Origin of the sequence: Confluentibacter flavum, from assembly GCF_002843175.1 — a bacterium.
Lineage (GTDB): Bacteria > Bacteroidota > Bacteroidia > Flavobacteriales > Flavobacteriaceae > Confluentibacter > Confluentibacter flavum.
The window spans coordinates 272,365-291,592 of record NZ_PJEO01000014.1 but is presented as its reverse complement, the minus strand read 5'-3'; the positions used below and the strand labels follow the sequence as shown (position 1 = coordinate 291,592).

12 protein-coding genes and 1 pseudogene are annotated in these 19,228 nt (G+C 35.6%); 3 read left to right on the top strand and 10 right to left on the bottom strand.

Annotation, left to right across the window (positions count from 1 at the left end):
* Nucleotides 1-214 precede the first annotated feature (214 nt).
* Nucleotides 215-2,305 (top strand): HAD-IIB family hydrolase, encoded by a 2,091-nt coding sequence (locus CSW08_RS04280; protein ID WP_106658660.1) that lies wholly within the window; start codon nt 215-217, stop codon nt 2,303-2,305.
* Between the two features lie 9 nt (nt 2,306-2,314).
* Entirely contained in the window at nt 2,315-3,598 is a 1,284-nt protein-coding gene (locus CSW08_RS04275) for a glycosyltransferase (protein WP_106658659.1), read from the top strand.
* A 3-nt stretch (nt 3,599-3,601) separates the two neighbouring features.
* Here the strand turns inward: CSW08_RS04275 and CSW08_RS04270 are convergent, their stop codons facing one another.
* The 10 genes and pseudogenes from CSW08_RS04270 to CSW08_RS04225 form a co-directional block, all read right to left on the bottom strand.
* Nucleotides 3,602-4,174 carry a YdeI/OmpD-associated family protein gene (locus tag CSW08_RS04270; RefSeq protein ID WP_106658658.1) on the bottom strand — a complete coding sequence of 191 codons (573 nt, stop codon included), beginning with the start codon at nt 4,172-4,174 and terminating at the stop codon, nt 3,602-3,604.
* A 4-nt stretch (nt 4,175-4,178) separates the two neighbouring features.
* Nucleotides 4,179-5,828, bottom strand: a complete 1,650-nt coding sequence (locus CSW08_RS04265; protein ID WP_106658657.1) for a M1 family metallopeptidase — start codon at nt 5,826-5,828, stop codon at nt 4,179-4,181.
* A 22-nt stretch (nt 5,829-5,850) separates the two neighbouring features.
* Nucleotides 5,851-7,179 carry a M28 family peptidase gene (locus tag CSW08_RS04260; protein ID WP_106658656.1) on the bottom strand — a complete coding sequence of 443 codons (1,329 nt, stop codon included), beginning with the start codon at nt 7,177-7,179 and terminating at the stop codon, nt 5,851-5,853.
* Nucleotides 7,180-7,277: 98 nt separating this feature from the next.
* Nucleotides 7,278-9,089 (bottom strand): acyl-CoA dehydrogenase family protein, encoded by a 1,812-nt coding sequence (locus CSW08_RS04255; RefSeq protein ID WP_106658655.1) that lies wholly within the window; start codon nt 9,087-9,089, stop codon nt 7,278-7,280.
* 49 nt (nt 9,090-9,138) lie between these two features.
* Nucleotides 9,139-9,497, bottom strand: a pseudogene (locus tag CSW08_RS04250) (four helix bundle protein).
* Between the two features lie 73 nt (nt 9,498-9,570).
* A complete protein-coding gene (locus tag CSW08_RS04245) occupies nt 9,571-10,761 on the bottom strand; it encodes an acetyl-CoA C-acyltransferase (RefSeq protein ID WP_106658654.1) in 1,191 nt (396 codons plus the stop codon).
* Nucleotides 10,762-10,862: 101 nt separating this feature from the next.
* Nucleotides 10,863-13,256: a 3-hydroxyacyl-CoA dehydrogenase/enoyl-CoA hydratase family protein gene (locus tag CSW08_RS04240; protein WP_106658653.1), complete on the bottom strand. Its 2,394-nt coding sequence runs from the start codon at nt 13,254-13,256 to the stop codon at nt 10,863-10,865.
* 22 nt (nt 13,257-13,278) lie between these two features.
* Complete coding sequence (locus tag CSW08_RS04235) at nt 13,279-13,716, bottom strand: MarR family winged helix-turn-helix transcriptional regulator (protein WP_106658652.1); 438 nt, start codon at nt 13,714-13,716, stop codon at nt 13,279-13,281.
* A 225-nt stretch (nt 13,717-13,941) separates the two neighbouring features.
* Nucleotides 13,942-14,334, bottom strand: coding sequence for a hypothetical protein (locus CSW08_RS04230; protein ID WP_106658651.1), 393 nt, complete (start codon nt 14,332-14,334; stop codon nt 13,942-13,944).
* A 122-nt stretch (nt 14,335-14,456) separates the two neighbouring features.
* On the bottom strand, nt 14,457-16,229 hold the full coding sequence (locus CSW08_RS04225; RefSeq protein WP_106658650.1) for an AMP-dependent synthetase/ligase: 1,773 nt from the start codon (nt 16,227-16,229) through the stop codon (nt 14,457-14,459).
* Between the two features lie 230 nt (nt 16,230-16,459).
* On the opposite strand from CSW08_RS04225, the gene ppdK reads away from it, so the two are divergent.
* Complete coding sequence (gene ppdK, locus CSW08_RS04220) at nt 16,460-19,189, top strand: pyruvate, phosphate dikinase (protein ID WP_106658649.1); 2,730 nt, start codon at nt 16,460-16,462, stop codon at nt 19,187-19,189.
* Nucleotides 19,190-19,228: the final 39 nt, after the last annotated feature.

Below are 19,228 nucleotides of genomic sequence, written 5' to 3'. Positions count from 1 at the left end.
AATAGTATTATTCTTATTTGCGCCAATCTTATTTTCATTTTTGATAATATAAACGTCAACATTGTTTTATATTTATATGTTTTTTCTTTCTAATCAAGAGGAACCTTTCGCTGAAATGCTTAATTTTTTGTATCTTGGGATATAAGTCTAAGACAGTTGCAGACCTGCATCGACACAAATTGTTGAATAAATTATTATCACATTCTATAAAAATATGGATATAAAAAACACTTCCCAACAGCATGATTTAAAATTATTATCTTTTGATGTTGATAATACATTAATAGAATTTCATACACTAAAAAGTAATTTTACTGCTGTATGGAACACATATAAACCAAATGCTGAAGTTTTACTTACTTACAATACCGGGCGGCTAATCGACGATATTCTAAGCCTAATAAAAAAGGGTGTTTTGCCTGAGCCAGATTATATAATAGCTGGTGTGGGAACGCTTATTTACGACTATAAAAACAAGTGTATTGTTAAAGAGTTTAATGATGTTTTAGATGATGGTTGGAATTTGGAAGCTGTCGAAGAGCTTATTAGTAATATTAACCATCCCATAAGTGAACAACCTACTAAGTTTCAACATTCATATAAACGAAGTTATTACTTCTATGATGCTAGTCCAGAGCTTATTGAAAGTATCACGCAAAATTTTGCAAGTGCAAAAATGCATGTCAATGTTGTTTATTCGGGTGAAAAGTTTTTAGATATTTTACCTAAATGGGCCAACAAAGGCAATGCATTGCAGTGGTTATTAAATAAATTAGATTTAAAGCCAAATAATGCGTTAGTGGCTGGCGATAGTGGAAATGATTGTGCCATGTTCGATATGGCAGATGTAAAAGGTATTGTAGTCGCCAACGCCCATGAAGAACTCTATAAATATACAAAGCATAGACAAGTGTATCACTCTGAAAATAACTATTCCCAAGGTGTTATTGAAGGCCTTGTTTATTATGGTATATTTCCAGAAGATGCTACAAATACTAATAATGAAGACCATTCAGAAGACTTTTTTATAAAACAGGAACTAAACAATGCGGCTGCAAATGAAGATGAAAATGAAAAAATAGGTTTGATACGTGAAGGCTATGATAAAGCCGTTGAAGCATTACGAAAAAATATAACACCACTGGGTTTTTCCGCATGTTCCATAAAAGATAATGTGCCTAATGGAACTGATGAAAATTATCATAGCGTTTGGGCTAGGGATGGAGCTATAACCGTTATCGGATCTTTGTCACTTATCCATGATAAAGACATTCACCAATGCCAACGACAAACACTATTAACGCTAATGGAACATATATCGCGTAATGGACAAATTCCGTCAAATGTAAGGATTAAGGATAACGTTCCAGATTATTCTGGAGTAGGAGGTATCTGTTCTATTGATAGCGGACTTTGGGTTGTTATTGCCTTTTTCGAATATGTGAATGTTACAAAGGATATTGCTTTTTTAAGGGACCATATTTTAGATGTAAAGGAAACCATGAGATGGCTTGGTGCCCATGACGGCAATAATGATGCTTTACTTGAAATTCCAGAAGCTGGTGATTGGACCGATTTGTTTGGAAGAAGTTATAACATTCTATATGATGAAATATTATGGTACAGGGCCAATGTCTGTTTTGGTCGTATGTTGGAAATGTTAGGCGATTATGAGCAAGCAGGAGAGTTTATTCGTTGGTCTCAAGTTATTAAAAAGGAAATATTACAGAATTTTTGGCCTTCAACCCAACAGAAATTATTTCAATCGGTATCTTTTGCTGAAAGACAATTTAGTTTGGGTGATACGACGTATTTAATAGCTCAAGTAACACCGTTTGATTTTAGTTGGCGTTGTGATATTTTAGGGAATGTACTCGCTTTTCTGCACGGTACTATTGATGCAGATAAAGCGCACCAAAGTTTGCGTTTTATGTTAGGAGTAGGCGTAAATGAGCCTTTTCCTGTAGCTAATGTGTATCCAGTTGTAAGCCCGGGAGATCCAGACTGGCGTCCTTATTATACGGTAAATCTTTTAAACTTACCAAATCATTACCACAATGGTGGTATATGGCCCTTTGTGGGCGGTTATTGGGTTAAGTTTATAAATAAACTAGGTCTAAAAGACATGGCCGTTGCCGAATTGCATAAACTCGCTTTAATCAATAAAGAAGGCGTTAATGAAGCATGGGAATTTACGGAATGGGCTCACGGAATTACCGGAAAGCCTATGGGTAAATCTTATCAAGCCTGGTCTGCAGCACAATACATTTCTGCATGTCATGATTTAAAAATAATTAATAAATAAATTAAAATTATGAAATCAATATTAATGATCTCGTTACATGGTTATGTTGGTGCCCATGCCGAATTAGGAAAACCAGATACAGGTGGCCAAGTGGTATATGTTTTAGAACTGGCGGAACGTTTTAGTAGATTAGGGAAACAAGTAGATTTAGTGACTCGTCAATTTGAAGATCAACCAGAACATGACATAGTAGATGATAATTTTAGGGTGTGGCGCATTCCTTTTGGCGGAAAAAAGTTTATCCGTAAAGAAGATATGCACGACCATTTAAAAAAGTTTGTGACCAATTGTCTAGCCGCAATTAAAAAGGAGCAAAAAAAATATGATATTGTTTACACGCATTATTGGGATGCCGGTTGGGCGGGCCAGAAAATAGCTGAAGAGTTAGGTATCTCGCATGTACATACACCGCATTCCCTTGGTTGGTGGAAACGGCATTCCATGGGAAGCGATATGGATGAAATAGAAATGGAGAAAACCTACCGTTTTAAAGAGCGTATAAGAAAAGAATATTTTGTGTATCAAATGTGTAATTATGTTATTGCGACAACGCTTCCACAGGTAGACCTACTTACGAAACAATATGACATGTTGCCTAGAAATTGTGGCATGATTCCACCAGGCATTGACGAAAATCGTTTTTATCCAGTACCTTCTAAAGAAAATGATAAGGTTCGCTCTAAATATGATATCCATCCTAATGATATTCTTGCTCTAGGCCGAATGGCACATAATAAAGGATACGATCTTCTTTTACAGGCCTTACCTACGGTGATTCAACTTTGTCCTGAAGCACGTTTGGTTGCTGCGATTGGCGGCGATCAATCTGACCGAGATAACGAAGGTATAGAAAAGCTTAAAACATTGGCAGGTGAGTTAGGTGTGTTGGATAAAATAAAATGGAAAAATTATATAGCAGATGAAGATTTAGCCAATGTTTATAGATCCGCAAATATTTTCGCCATGCCCTCTAGGTACGAACCCTTTGGAATGGTAGCTATTGAGGCTATGGCTTGTGGAACACCTAGTGTTGTAACCGTACATGGAGGCTTATATGATTTAATTGATTTTGGGCATCAAGCTTTATTTGCAGATCCTCACAGACCCGTAGAATTTGGAGCCATGATGTCGATGCCTCTTTTATACCCTAAATTGCGAAATGAATTGTCTGTAGAAGGTGCTAGGTTTGCACGTCGTAATTTTGGATGGACAGGTATTGCGAAACGAATTATTGAGATATTTAATAATTCCATCAATTTACGTTCTACGGAATCAAATATATATACAAATTAGAGATTACCAATCGCCTCTGCTTTTAATATTATTAGCGCATAACTGAATGATTTCGGTGATGCGCTTATTTCTCGTTTCTTCCCTTTTTGCTTGATTTAGCCAATACAAATAGCTTTTTCTGTAAGAAGGGGCAAAGTTTTGGTAATTGGAATAAGCGAGAGGATTTTTGTCAAATTCTAATTGCAGATCGTTTGGAATAATGCCATTTTCAACAGCATCTAAAGTGGTCCAGCAACCATTTTGCTTGGCGATTTCAATTTTGGCTAGACCACTTTCATGCATCAAATTATTTGAAATTAATTCTTCGATATATTTTTTGTTTAAGGCACTCCAAACACTTTTATTGTTTCTAGGGGTAAAATATTGTTTGCGTTTTCCGTTACCCAAACTTTTTACTGTAGAATCAATCCATCCATAACATAAGGCAATTTTAACGGCCTCTTCCCAGCGCATACTATCATATTCGTGTTCTACTTTATAAAAAATGAGATAAACGCCTTTGCATGTTGCATGATTTTCATGTAACCACGCTCGCCATTCGATATCCGTTTTAAAATAATGTTCAGATAATTCCAAAGGTTTATAGCTTTTTGCTTTCTACATAAAAATTGGGGTCGACTTCAAAAGAAGCGTTTTCTGTTTCTAAAAGCATGGTTTTCCATTCAGCTTTAGGAAATAACCATTGGGTTTTTTCTCCAAGCTTAACCACAACGGGCATATCAAATTTATCCACGATGTTAGACCATCTGTATTTAAGCGCTTTATTTTCAAATTTATATTCAAGAGTGGGCACTTTGGTAGTTCTTAAATACTGATTGAAAAATTCGGTTAAATCAATACCCGATTGTTCACTAATATAATTTTCAATTTCTTGGGTAGTTACCGTTTGATGATAAAATGTTCTGTTCAAACCACGCAAAATTTGCCGCCATTTTTCATCATCTTCAATCAGCTGTCTTAAGGTATGCAATAAATTAGCACCTTTGTCATACATATCACTAGAGCCTTCCTTATTAACATGATACGGGCCAATTAAAGGTTTGTCATTACTAATACCTCTTCGTAAACCAATAACATATTCTGAAGCCGCTTTTTTACCATAATGATAATCTAAAAACAAACTTTCGGAGTAGCATGTAAATCCTTCATGAATCCACAAATCGGCAACATCTTTAACCGTAATATTATTGGCAAACCATTCGTGTCCAGCTTCATGGATTATGATGTAATCAAACATGAGTCCCCAACCGGTATTCGATCTATCCTGACCCAAATACCCTTTTAAATATTTGTTACCATAGGTTATTGAACTTTGATGTTCCATACCTAAATAAGGGACTTCTACAAGTTTAAAACTATCTTTATAAAAGGGGTAAGGTCCGAACCAATGCTCAAAAGCTTTCATCATTTTTGGAGCATCTTTAAAATGTTGTTTCGCTTTTTCAAGATTATCACGCAACACATAATAATCCATGTCTAAAATTCCGTTTTCGCCATCATATTTTTCTGAAAAATTGACGTAATCACCAATATTAATGTTTACACCATAGTTGTTTATTGGACTTTTTACAATCCAGTGGTAGGTTTTTGTGTCACCAAATTGCTCAACATTTCTAAGTCTACCATTGGAAACATCCATCAAATCTTTAGGTACATTTACGCTTATAAGCATACTATCAACTTCATCGTACATATGGTCTTTACAGGGCCACCAAACACTGGCACCCAAGCCTTGATTGGACGTGGCAATAAAATGGTTGCCATTAGGGTCTTTTTTCCAAGAAAAACCACCATCCCAAGGGGCATTAATAGCTTCTTTGGGATGACCTTCAAAACTGACTTCCAAGCTGTTTATCTCTCCAATGTTTTGTTTATCAATTAAAGTGATAAAATGGGCATTTCCTTCATCTTTTACCTGTAATGCTTTGCCATTTTGAGTGATTTTGGTAATCATCATCGGTGGTTGCAAATCAATTTGCATGACCGTGTTATGTTCCAAAACTTTATATTGAATGGTGTTTTTACCAGAAATAAATTTATTATCTGGATCCACTTTAACTTCTAAATGATAATAGGTTAAATCCCACCAAGCACGCTCTGGCGTTATGCTACCTCTTAAAGTATCTTGTTTTGTGAAATTGGTTTTTTCTGAAAGCAAACCTTGAGCTTGTAGTGTTGCTATTGAAGAAAATAAAACAATAGCTAATATTGCTAATAAACGATTCGTCATATGTTTTAAAAAAATTTAGGTTCTAAAATACATCATTTGGGAAAACTACCACGCTTTCAAATCCGTTTTCTCCAACAGATGCTATTCCAAAAAAGTAGTTATCAACAACAATACCATCTAATGTGAATTCTGAAATATCACCCACATATCTACTATAATCCCAAGTAGGCGAGGTGGTATCCCTCCAATAAATTTTATAGCCAATGGCACCAGTTACTTTTTCCCATTTAAATTTAGCAGAAGGTTCTACGACCCCACCAATAGAAACATTTTTTGGTGATGGTGGGGCAGATGCTAAACTTGCTAAGTTAATAGCGTTTACGGCGGTTAATTTCTTAGCATAATCAAAATTTACATGTTCAATGATATCACCATATTTAATGCCGTTTTCTTCCCTAATATCTTGGTGTTGTTGGTTGTAATTTTCATGAGCTTCCATAATTCGGATACCTGCAAAACCTAAATCATTAAACGGCCGATGATGTCCGCCACGACCAAACCTATCCAATCTATACACCATCATAGGGTTCATTTCTGGCATATATGTTTTTGTGGTTTTATGAACATATCTGGCTAATTGTCTGGAAATGCCATCAATCTCCCCGCCATAAAAGCGTCTTAATTGTCTTTCTCGTTCTGTTTCTGTTGAAGGTACAGGCTCCGAAAAAATTCTGAATGTCCGATTATCAATTATGCCATCTAAGCCTTTTATGTTTCCAATCATATCATTATTCAAAACTCCAATAATGTCCCAATTGTTCTCTTTGGCATAGTTGGCTAAACCAGCTCCACCAAATAATCCTTGTTCCTCTCCAGAGAGACCGACGTACACAATACTGTTTTCAAATTTGTATTTTGATAATACCCTAGCGGCTTCCATAGTTCCTGCCATACCCGAAGCATTGTCGTTAGCCCCAGGTGCATCTGTGATAAAATCCATGGTATCACTGGCACGAGAGTCTATATCGCCACTCATGATGATATAACGGTCTGGATAGGTTGTGCCTTTTTGAATTGCGATCACATTGACGACCCAAGCATTATGAGGCACTCTGTTATTACCATTTTTCGTCACAAAATCTTTTTGATAAAAAACGTCTAGGCAATTATCGCAATTATCGGAAATGTTTTCAAACTCTTGTTTTATCCAACGTCTGGCAGCTCCAATGCCTCGTGTATTTGATACGGTATCACTAAAGGTGTTTCTTGTGCCGAAATTCGCTAATGTATTAATGTCTTTTTCTATTCTTTCAGCAGAAACGACATCAATAATATCATATATTTTTTGGTTTGTTTGAGATAAGGAAAGGGTAGCGGTTAAAAGAAAAAAGCTTAGGAATGGAATTTTCATGGAAATTTTATTTTAAAAATAATGAAAATTAAATCGCCTTGAAAATTAATTCAAAGCGATTTAATCATTGAGTCAGTCACTAAAATATTGGGTTTTACTTAAAAGCAATATTTGTTCTCTTTAATTACCTTATCGGCAATAATGTTTCTTAATTCAATAATATTGGGCATGTTAACGTATTTCATGTAGCGTTTTAGGCCCATAAGCATCATGCGTTGTTCGTCTCCAGTAGAGAATGAAATAATAGAGTGTTTACCAGCGGTTTCAATAACATCTATAGCGTGAAATAAGTTTAATTTAGCCATGGCAATTTGTTCTTTCACCTGTGCTTCACCTTCTTTTTTTGCTAATTTTTCAGCTCTTAAGATGGCGGATTCAGCTAAATAAACTTGGATCAATATATCTGAAGCAGCAAGCATTAATTGTTGGTGTTTTTCTATTTCTTCACCATATTTTTGTAAAGCAGCACCAGCAACCATCAAAAATAATTTTTTAAGATTTTTGATAATGCTTTTTTCTTCTGAAAATAATTCTGAAAAATCTGGTGTTTCAAATGAAGGGATGCCGGTTAATTCGTTGGCCACTTCAGTAGCAGGCGTTAGTAAATCCACATGACCTCTCATGGCTTTTTTAATGAGCATGCCAATGGATAGCATTCTATTTATTTCGTTGGTACCCTCATAAATTCTAGCAATTCTAGCATCTCTCCATGCAGATTCTATAGGGGTTTCTTCAGAAAATCCCATACCTCCAAAAATTTGAATGCCTTCATCTGTACAATTTTGGGTAAATTCAGATACAGCTACTTTTAAAATAGAACATTCAATAGCATATTCTTCCACACCTTTTAATTCAGCTTCTTGATGGGTATCTTTTCCATTATTTTTACGAAGTACTATACGGTCTTCAATATTTTTGGCTGCGCGGTAAGTCGCTGCTTCACCAACCCAACAATTGGTTGCCATTTCAGCAATTTTTTGTTGAATGGCACCAAAACTGGAGATAGGCTTATTAAACTGAACACGATCGTTGGCGTATTTTACAGATTCGGTAATCACACGGCGTTGCGCATCCAAACAAGCAGCAGCTAGTTTTATTCTTCCGACATTTAAAGCATTCATCGCTATCTTAAAGCCATTGCCTCTGTTGGAAAGCATGTTTTCAACTGGGACAACGGTTTCATTATAAAACACTTGCCGGGTTGAAGAAGCACGAATACCTAGTTTGTGTTCTTCTTCACCCATGGTTATTCCGTTAGGATTGCTTGGGTCATATTCAACAATAAAGCCTGTGATGTTTTTATCGTCTTCAATTCGGGCAAAAACAATCATCAAACTACAAAAACCAGCATTTGAAATCCACATTTTCTGCCCCGTGATTTTGTAAGACTTTCCATCTTCAGATAACACCGCTTTTGTTTTGCCAGAATTGGCATCACTACCGGCACTTGGTTCTGTTAAACAATACGAACCAAACCATTCTCCTGAAGCAAGTTTAGGTACATATTTTTGCTTTTGTTCTTCCGTTCCATATAATAAAATAGGTAAGGTTCCAATGCCTGTATGCGCACCAAAAGCGGTACTGAAAGACCCTGTAGCACCCGAAATATAGTCACAAACTAGCATGGTGTCAATAAATCCCATACCCATACCGCCATAGGCTTCAGGAACCGAAACGCCTAAAAAGCCCATTTCGGCAGCTTTTCTCATACACGATTCTGTAAAGGCATAGTCTTTAGCTTCAAAACGGGGTTTATATGGCCAAATTTCTCTGTCAACAAATTCGGTAACAGCGTCTTTCATCATCTTTTGTTCTTCCGAAAAATCTTCTGGAATGAATATGTCTTCACAGTTTGTTTCTTTTACCAAAAATTGACCACCACGTAAAATGTTTTCTTCTGTTGCTTCCATATTTTTTGTTTTTTAGAAAATAGAGAATAGAATATAGAAAATAGACTTGTTAACCATTTAGTCCATTTTGAAAACTCATTGTCATTCTTTGAAATTCTTCTATTTTGTCTTCTAGTTTTTTAAAGTTTCATTATTAATATATTTTCTGTGATAAGCAACCAATAATTGTGTTCCAAGTTCAAAAGATGAACCTAAAGAAATATCTATATAGTTACTAAATGATTTATCAGTTTTTGCAGACCCTTCTGCAATATTGCTGGGAATAGAAACAGAGCATCTGCTTATTTGAGACGATAAATCATATCGTTCATGTTTTGGAAAATTAATTAGAAGATCTGAGATGTCATTAGCAATTTCTAGGGCTAATTTCCAAATTTTTAGATTCTTGTAATTATGACGTTTTTTCATTCCCACCGATAAATCTCTATTCTCTATTCTCTATTCTCTCTTTTCTATTGTCTAGTTTCTATTATCTTTTGTCTTAACCAAGAAATTCAAATATCCCACAAGCACCTTGTCCCGTGCCCACACACATGGTTACGGCTCCATATTTTCCAACCATAGTTCGTTTACGCATTTCATCAAATAATTGCACCGATAGTTTTGTTCCTGTGCAACCCAACGGATGTCCTAATGCAATAGCACCACCATTAACGTTTACAATATCTTTATTAAGGTGTAGTTCTCTTATAACTGCAATAGATTGGGAAGCAAAGGCTTCATTTAATTCTATAAGTCCTAATTCTTCTAATTTTAAACCCGCTTGCTGTAATGCTTTAGGAATGGCTTTTACAGGACCAATGCCCATAATCCGAGGTTCTACACCTACGGCTGCATAACTAACCAGTCTGGCGATGGGCTCCAGATTTAGTTCTTTAACCATATCTTCACCCATGACCATTACAAAGGCAGCGCCATCACTCATTTGTGACGAGTTTCCAGCGGTTACAGAGCCATTGGCTGCAAAAACGGGACGCAGTTTTGCTAATGCTTCTATACTGGTACCTGCCCTTGGACCTTCATCTTTTGTTACTGTATATTTTTTTATTACTTTTTTACCGTTCTCATCTAAATACGTTTCTTCAACTTCAATGGGGACAATCTGATCTTGAAAACGATTTTCAGCTTGTGCTTTTAAGGCTTTCATATGTGAATTATACGCAAATTCATCTTGGTCTTCACGAGATACGTTAAATTGGTTGGCAACAGCTTCGGCCGTATTTCCCATACCCCAATAATAATCTTCGTGTCCAGCTTTTACGGTATTATAATTTAATTCTGGTTTAAACCCTGTCATTGGTACAGAACTCATACTTTCCGAGCCTCCGGCAATGATACAATTTGCAATTCCTGATTGAATTTTTGCAACTGCAATGGCTATAGTTTCGATTCCTGAAGAGCAAAAACGATTGACGGTAACCCCAGGGACATCCACAGAGTTTAAACCAATCAGTGATATAAACCTCGCCATGTTTAAGCCTTGCGCACCTTCTGGCATGGCATTGCCCACAATCACATCATCAATACGTTTAATGTCTAAATTTGGTAATTCTTTCATCATGTATTGAATGGTTTCCGCACCCAACTCATCTGCTCTTTTAAACCGAAAAACACCCTTTGGCGCTTTGCCAACGGCCGTTCTGTATGCTTTTACTATATATGCTTGTTTCATTTCTTTTTGCTTTTTGCTGTTAGCCGTTGGCTTCTAGCGACTAAAATTGTTTATTAAAATGTGCCAATAGCTAAAGGCTAAAGGCAAATAGCTTAGTAATTTTAATTACGTAATGGTTTTCCAGTTTTTAGCATGTGTTGAATCCTTTCGAGCGTTTTACGTTCTGTACACAGACTTAAAAAGGCTTCTCGTTCTAAATCCAATAAATATTGTTCGCTAACTAATGTTGGTTCAGATAAATCGCCACCAGCCATCACATAAGCAAGTTTGTTGGCAATTTTATGATCGTGTTCACTTATAAAGTTGGAGGCTTCCATAGAATCTGTTCCGACTAAAAACATACCCAAGGCTTGTTTTCCTAAGACTTTGATATCTTTTCTTTTGATTGGTTGTGTATAGCCTGTTTCAGCCATTAATTTTGCATAAGATTTAGCCGTTCCTATTTGTCTGTCTTTATTAACGACTACAATATCTTTTCCATGTTGAAGGATTCCTAAATCATACGCTTCGTAGGCAGAAGTCGATACTTTTGCCATACCTATGGTTAGAAAATAGTCTTGTAAGGTATTCAATTCCACATCACCTTTTCTAAAGGTGTCTTGAGCCCTTAAAGTCAGTTCTTTAGAGCCACCACCGCCCGGAATGACACCAACACCAAATTCTACCAAACCAATATACGTTTCCGCTGCAGCCACTACTTTGTCAGCATGCATGGACAATTCACAGCCTCCACCCAAGCACATGCCATGTGGTGCTGATATGGTTGGGATAGATGAATAGCGCATACGCATCATGGTATCTTGAAAATATTTAATGGCACCATTAAGTTCGTCATATTCTTGTTCTACGGCCATCATAAAAATCATGCCTATATTGGCACCAACAGAGAAATTGGCTGCTTGATTGCCAACAACCAAACCTTGAAAATCTTTTTCGGCTAAATCAATCGCTTTATTAAGTCCAGCCAGTACATCACCTCCAATGGTGTTCATTTTGGATTGGAATTCACAATTTAAAATCCCATCACCTAAATCTTCTACAACCACACCAGCGTTTTTAAATACTTCATTGGATTTTCTAATGTTATCCAGAATGATAAAAGCATCTTGTCCAGGTATTTTTTCTTGAGTTTTCTTAGGAATATCGTAAGCATATGATGCGCCATTTTTTATAGTATAAAACGATTTATTTCCTGATTCAAGCATATCGTTAACCCAAACGGCAGGTTCTAAGCCTTCGACTTTCATCATCGCAATGCCTTTTTCAACACCTATAGCATCCCAAATTTGGAAAGGCCCATGTTCCCAACCGAAACCAGCTTTCATGGCATCATCAATCTTATATAATTCGTCGGTGATTTCGGGGATTCTATTCGACACGTATGCAAACAGGGCAGCAAATGTTTTTCTATAAAAATCGCCCGCTTTATCTTTTCCTGAAATTAAAACTTCAAAACGATCTACAACTTTATCAATGGTTTTTGTTAATTCTAAAGTGGCAAATTTTGCAGATTTTTTATCTCGATATTCTAAGGTATCTAAATCCAGTGTTTTAATATCTGAACCTTCTTTTTTGTAAAACCCTTGTCCCGTTTTACTTCCTAACCATTTATTTTCGATCATGGTATTGATGAAATCTGGAAGTTTGAAAAGTTCTAGACGTTCATCGTCTTTACAGTTTTCTAAAATACCATTAGCCACATGAACTAAAGTGTCTAGTCCGACAACATCAACCGTTCTAAACGTAGCCGATTTTGGTCTGCCAATAACAGGTCCCGTTAATTTATCAATGTCTTCAACAGTTAAATTGAGGCTTTTTACAGTATGGAATAAACTCATAATGCTAAAAACACCAATACGGTTTCCTATAAATGCAGGCGTATCCTTGGCAATGACCGATGTTTTTCCTAGAAATTGTTCACCATAATTGTTCAAGAAACTTAAAACTTCTGGAGTTGTTTTTGGTCCTGGAATGATTTCAAATAATTTCAAATAACGTGCAGGATTAAAAAAATGTGTGCCACAAAAATGCTTTTGAAAATCGTCACTTCTGCCCTCACTCATAAAATGAATCGGTATCCCAGAGGTGTTGGATGTAATTAAAGTCTCCGGTTTACGATGCTTATCAAGCGTTTCAAATACTTTCTTTTTAATGTCCAATCGTTCTACAACCACTTCAATAATCCAATCGGCTACAGACACTTTTGAAATATCATCTTCTAAATTTCCTGTTGTAATTCTACTTGCAAATTTTTCGTGATAAATAGGAGAGGGCTTCGATTTTAGGGCATTGGTAAGGGAATCATTAACCAAACGATTTCTAACAACTTTGCTTTCAAGTGTTAAACCTTTTGCTTTTTCTGTATCGTTAAGTTCTCTGGGAACAATATCTAAAAGTAACACCTCCACTCCAATATTGGCAAAATGGCACGCTATGCCACTTCCCATAATACCAGAGCCTATAACGGCAACTTTATTAATTAAACGTTTACTCATAATTTAGTTGGACTTATATCTTTTATTGATTGTATATTTTTTTATTTGAAACCAGATGGTTTATCAGTTCCGATACTTCATAAAAATGTTTTAATTTTTCTTCGGAAGCATTATTTTTAATAGCTTCATTAAAGGCAAGTACCTTTTCTCTTGAAAAAGCTCTTTTTTCTCTTCCAAAATCTGTTAATGTAATGATGACACCTCTTCCATCTTCAGGATTTGGTTGGCGCTCTATCAAACCATTTTGTTCCATGGTTTTTAAAATTCTGGACAAACTGGTGGCTTCCATACCCATTTTGGGACCTAATGCTGTTGAAGGCGTTCCTTTTTCTGGGTCGATGCTTAACAACGTAAAGCCGGTCGCCATTGTGCTCCCAATTTTTGAAGCTTCTTCATTATACATTTTTTGAACTGTTAACCAAGTGGTTCTTAATACATAATCGATTGTTTTGTCTTTCATCTGCTATAATGGTTAGTTTTTATAAATCAGATGTAATATCTTTAATGGTGTGTATTAGGTTTTTTCCCATACCACCATTCATTTAGTATCTGGTTCGTTATTCCAAATATACAAAAATATATTATGCACGCATAGTATAAAAATTGTAAAATTAAAGCTAAATAATACAAAATAAAAAAACCACCCAGTATGGGTGGTTTGAATCCATACATTATAAATAAGGAACTATCCTAATTTTCCGTTTACCATGGCAATAATAGCACCAACAATAGCTCCCATAACAATGCTTAAAGCAAGATCTAATGCAAACATTTGATAAGTTACTTCTTCAGACATAGCCATATTAAAAAAATTATAGTACAAAGACAAAAAGAGAGCAATAATGGCACCAGCTTTTGATCCTGTGGCAACTGAAGAAATTTGGGCCCATTTCACAAAAATATAGGCAATAAGCAAACCAAATGTAAGTGATCCCAAAGCTATTAAAATCATAGAATTTGAGTCTTCGGCTGGTTGAGGGAAAGAATCCTTAAATAGTATGCCGTATAATAACCAGCCTACAATAAATGCAGTGAATCCTCCAGCAATTCCTGAAACTAAAAAATTTTTTGTTTTCATTTTCAATAAGTTTTATTAGTTAGTTTAATAAAAGTATTAAAAAATTGCTATATATTTAATTTTAATATTAAAAAAATGAGTATATAATTATTATTTTGCTATTTTAGTGTGTAATTTATAATCTATAGGTTTTGATAAATCTTATTATAAAGTTGTATGTATTTTGCCTTAATATCCTTTCGTTTCATTTTCATGGTAGGGGTTAAGTGCCCGGCATCAATAGACCAAACATCTGGGGTCAATTCAAATTTTTTGATTTGTTCCCAGTTACCAAATTTTTTGTTGGCTTCATCTATCTCTCTTTGAATTCTTTCAATAACTTGCGGATTAGAAATAATATCATTTTTAGAATTAAATACAATACCATGTATTTTACCCCATTTTTCAACAAATTCAAAATTGATTTGAATTAAAGCTGCCGGCATTTTTTCGCCATCACCTATAACCATAACTTGCTCTATAAATCGAGATTGTTTTAGTTGATTTTCAATGATAGATGGTGCTATATATTTGCCGCCAGAAGTTTTGAACATTTCTTTTTTTCTGTCGGTAATTTTTAAGAAACCATCAGGGTCTATTTCTCCAATATCCCCAGTATGAAAATAACCATCAATTAAGACTTCAGCAGTTTTTTCAGGGTCTTTAAAGTACCCAAGCATCACATTGGGGCCTTTAACCAAAATTTCACCATCTTCTGCAATTTTAACATCCACATTATCAATAATTTTGCCGACAGTGCCAATTCTAAAACCACCCTGTCTAACATCATTAACAGCTATAACGGGAGAGGTTTCGGTTAAGCCATAACCTTCCATAATGGGTAATCGGGCGGCAGCAAAAACTCTGGTAAGTCTTGGTTGTAATGCGGCACTTCCTGAAACCATGATGTCGAGTTTACCACCAAGTGCTTCTTGCCATTTTTTAAATATTAGTGCTCGAGCTATTTTTAATTGTAGTTCGTACCAAAAGCCATTTTTCCCATAAGGTTCATATTTTAAACCTAAGTTAAGTGCCCAAAAGAAAAGCATCTTTTTTATTCCTTTTTGGTCGTTTCCTTTAGATACAATTTTATCATACACTTTTTCATATAGCCTGGGAACACCTGTCATTACATTTGGTTTCACTTCTTTTACATTGTCACCCATTTTATCAATGGATTCTGCAAAATAAATCTCAACGCCACAGTATAGATATAAATAAAGAATCATGCGTTCAAAAACATGACAAACGGGAAGAAAACTTAAGGCCTTAGATTTTCCATGATCAAACGGTACGCGTTTTTCGCTGTCCAATACATTTGAAACTAAGTTGTTATGGGATAGCATAACGCCTTTTGGTTTTCCGGTAGTTCCCGAAGTATAGATTAAGGTCGCCAAATCATAAGGCGATACACTATTTTTTCTTAATTCTACTTCATTTTGGTTGCTGGTATCTTCCCCTAATTTTAAAATATCTGTCCAATGGTTTTCATTTTCAATACGATCAAAAGTGTAAACATTTTTAAGTTTTGTATTTTTTTTTATGGCATTTAACTTTTGTAAAACCTCATTATCGGAAACAAAACAATAGATAGATTCAGAATGATTTAAAATATATTCATAATCTTCAGAAGAAATCGTAGGATATATGGGTGCATTTTGAGCACCTAATTGAAGTACACCAATATCTAAAATATTCCATTCAGTTCTATTTGAAGAAGAAATTACAGCAATTTTATCATTTGGTTTGACACCTAAACGTAATAACCCTCGGCTAATGGCATTGGCCTGATTTATAAACTCTTGTGTGGACACAGATTGCCACTCACCATTGTATTTTGTGCTGAATGCTCTTTCCAAATTATAAGTTTTTAACTGATAATATGGGAAATCAAAAATTCTATTAATTTCTGCCATTTAGTTTTATATATAAGTTCTTGTAATGCAAAGTATGAAATTAAAAACGATTTTCAAATTACCAAATTAAAAGTGATTTTCTTGCATGCTTATAAATTTCAAAGGTTGTTTTTTATTTAAATCTAAAGTAAATATTGCCAACAACATGACTTAAGTCATTGAATTTCAATTTTCAGAGGTGTAACTTTAGAGGTGTAATTTGAATTATGAATTAATAAAAAATATAAATTATGGAACTATTGGAAAAAGCAAAAACCAGAGTTTTTAGATTTGGAAACAAATCGGCCGATGGTAATAGTAAAATGAAAAATCTGCTAGGAGGTAAAGGTGCCAATTTAGCAGAAATGAGTTCTATTGGAATTCCTGTACCTCCAGGTTTTACAATTACAACTGATGTTTGTACCGAATATAATTTATTGGGACAAGAAGTTGCTATTGATAATTTAAAACTGGAAGTTGAAGAATCTATAACAAATATCGAATCATTAATGGGAGCAAGGTTTGGGGATATGAACAATCCGTTGCTGGTATCAGTACGTTCGGGAGCCCGGGTGTCCATGCCGGGAATGATGGATACCGTTTTAAATCTTGGAATAAACGATGAGGTTGTTGTTGGTTTAGCCAAAAAAACTGACAATGAACACTTTGCTTGGGACTCCTATCGCCGTTTTATCCAAATGTATGGGGGCGTAGTTTTAGGAATGAAACCAGAATCTAAAGAACACATGGACCCATTCGAAGAGATAATGGATCACCTAAAAGAAAAAAGAGGCATCCGTTCGGATACCGAATTTTCTGTACAAGATTTAAAAGATTTAGTTTATGATTTTAAAGATGCCGTTAAAAAGCAAACAGGCCATAATTTTCCAGCCGACCCATGGGAACAATTATGGGGTGCCATTATAGCTGTTTTTAATAGTTGGAATGGAGAGCGTGCTATTTACTATAGAAAAATGCATGGCTACCCAGAAGATTGGGGAACAGCAGTCAATGTTCAGGCTATGGTATATGGTAATATGGGCGACAATTCCGCCACAGGCGTTTGTTTTACGCGAGATGCCGGTACAGGTGAAAATGCTTTTAATGGTGAATATTTGGTAAATGCTCAGGGAGAAGATGTCGTAGCTGGTATTAGAACACCGCAACAAATTACAAAATTAGGGTCATTACGTTGGGCAGAATTGGCTAGAATTGATGAAGATGTGAGAGTCAAGGACTATCCATCACTTGAAGAATTGATGCCAGGGAGTTATAATGAATTAGTTGGTTATCAACAAATTTTGGAAAAACATTACAGAGATATGCAAGATATGGAGTTTACCATCCAAGATGGAAAACTTTGGATTCTTCAAACAAGAAATGGTAAGCGTACTGGGGCTGCGATGGTTAAAATTGTAGTGGATTTACTAAATGAAGGGTTGATAAGTGAGGAAGAAGCTTTGTTGAGAATTGAACCCAACAAATTAGATGAGTTATTGCATCCTATTTTTGATCCTGAAGCACTAAAGACAGCTAATATAATAGCGCAAGGTTTGCCAGCATCTCCTGGTGCAGCAACCGGTAAAATTGTGTTTTTCGCTGATGAAGCCAACAAATTCAAAAATAGTATTCTAGTGCGTATTGAAACATCACCTGAAGATCTTGAGGGAATGAATTTAGCCAAAGGAATTTTAACTGCTCGGGGTGGTATGACATCGCATGCTGCTGTTGTAGCTAGGGGTATGGGCAAATGTTGTATCTCTGGTGCAGGTGCTTTAAAAATAAACTATAAAGACAGAACACTTACTGTAGGTGAACATGAATATCATGAAGGTGACTGGATTTCCTTGAATGGTTCTACAGGCAACATTATCGAAGGTAAAGTAGCTACGGTAGAGCCAGAATTAACAGGTGAGTTTGCTGAAATAATGAAGTTGGCAGATAAATATGCCATAATGCAAGTAAGAACCAATGCAGATACACCAAATGACGCTAGAATAGCCAGAGGTTTTGGTGCTCAAGGTATTGGTTTAACTAGAACGGAGCATATGTTTTTTGAAGTTGATAGAATCAAAGCCATGCGCGAGATGATTTTAGCAGATACTGTAAAAGGTAGAAAACAAGCATTGAATGGATTGCTGCCTATGCAACGTTCAGACTTTGAAGGCATTTTTGAAGCCATGGAAGGTTTTCCTGTGACTATTCGTCTGTTAGATCCACCTTTACATGAGTTTGTTCCTCATCAATTGGCAACCCAAAAAGAACTGGCGGATGAGATGCATATTTCATTAATGGCAGTGAAAAATAAAGTCGCCGAACTGGAAGAGTTTAACCCCATGCTAGGACATCGAGGTTGTAGGTTAGGAAATACCTACCCAGAGATTACTGAAATGCAAACACGTGCCATCATTGAAGCAACGTTAAACCTAAAAGCTAAGGGGATTATTAGTAAACCAGAAATTATGGTGCCATTAGTAGGAACGCTTAAAGAATTTGAAATGCAAGAACAAATAATCAGGAACACTGCAAAAACTGTTTTTGAAGAAAGACATGACACCATAGATTATTTAGTTGGCACTATGATTGAAATTCCGAGAGCCGCATTAGTGGCGGATAAAATTGCCCAAAAAGCTGATTTCTTTTCTTTTGGTACCAATGATCTAACTCAGATGACCTTTGGTTATTCCCGTGATGATGCTGGTAAATTCTTGCCAATTTATATTGAAAAAGGCATTTTGAAAGTAGATCCTTTTGAAGTTTTGGATCAAGAAGGTGTTGGTGAATTGATTAAAATGGCAACCGAAAGAGGAAGACGTGTTAAGCCTAATTTAAAAGTTGGTATTTGTGGCGAACATGGCGGGGAACCAAGCTCCATTGAATTTTGCTATAAAACAGGTATGAACTATGTTAGTTGTTCTCCTTTTAGAGTGCCAATAGCCAGATTGGTTTCTGCACAAGCTGTAATTAAAGAAGCTAGGTAGTATTAATATTTTTTTCATAATTAAAAAGCCCAGATAATT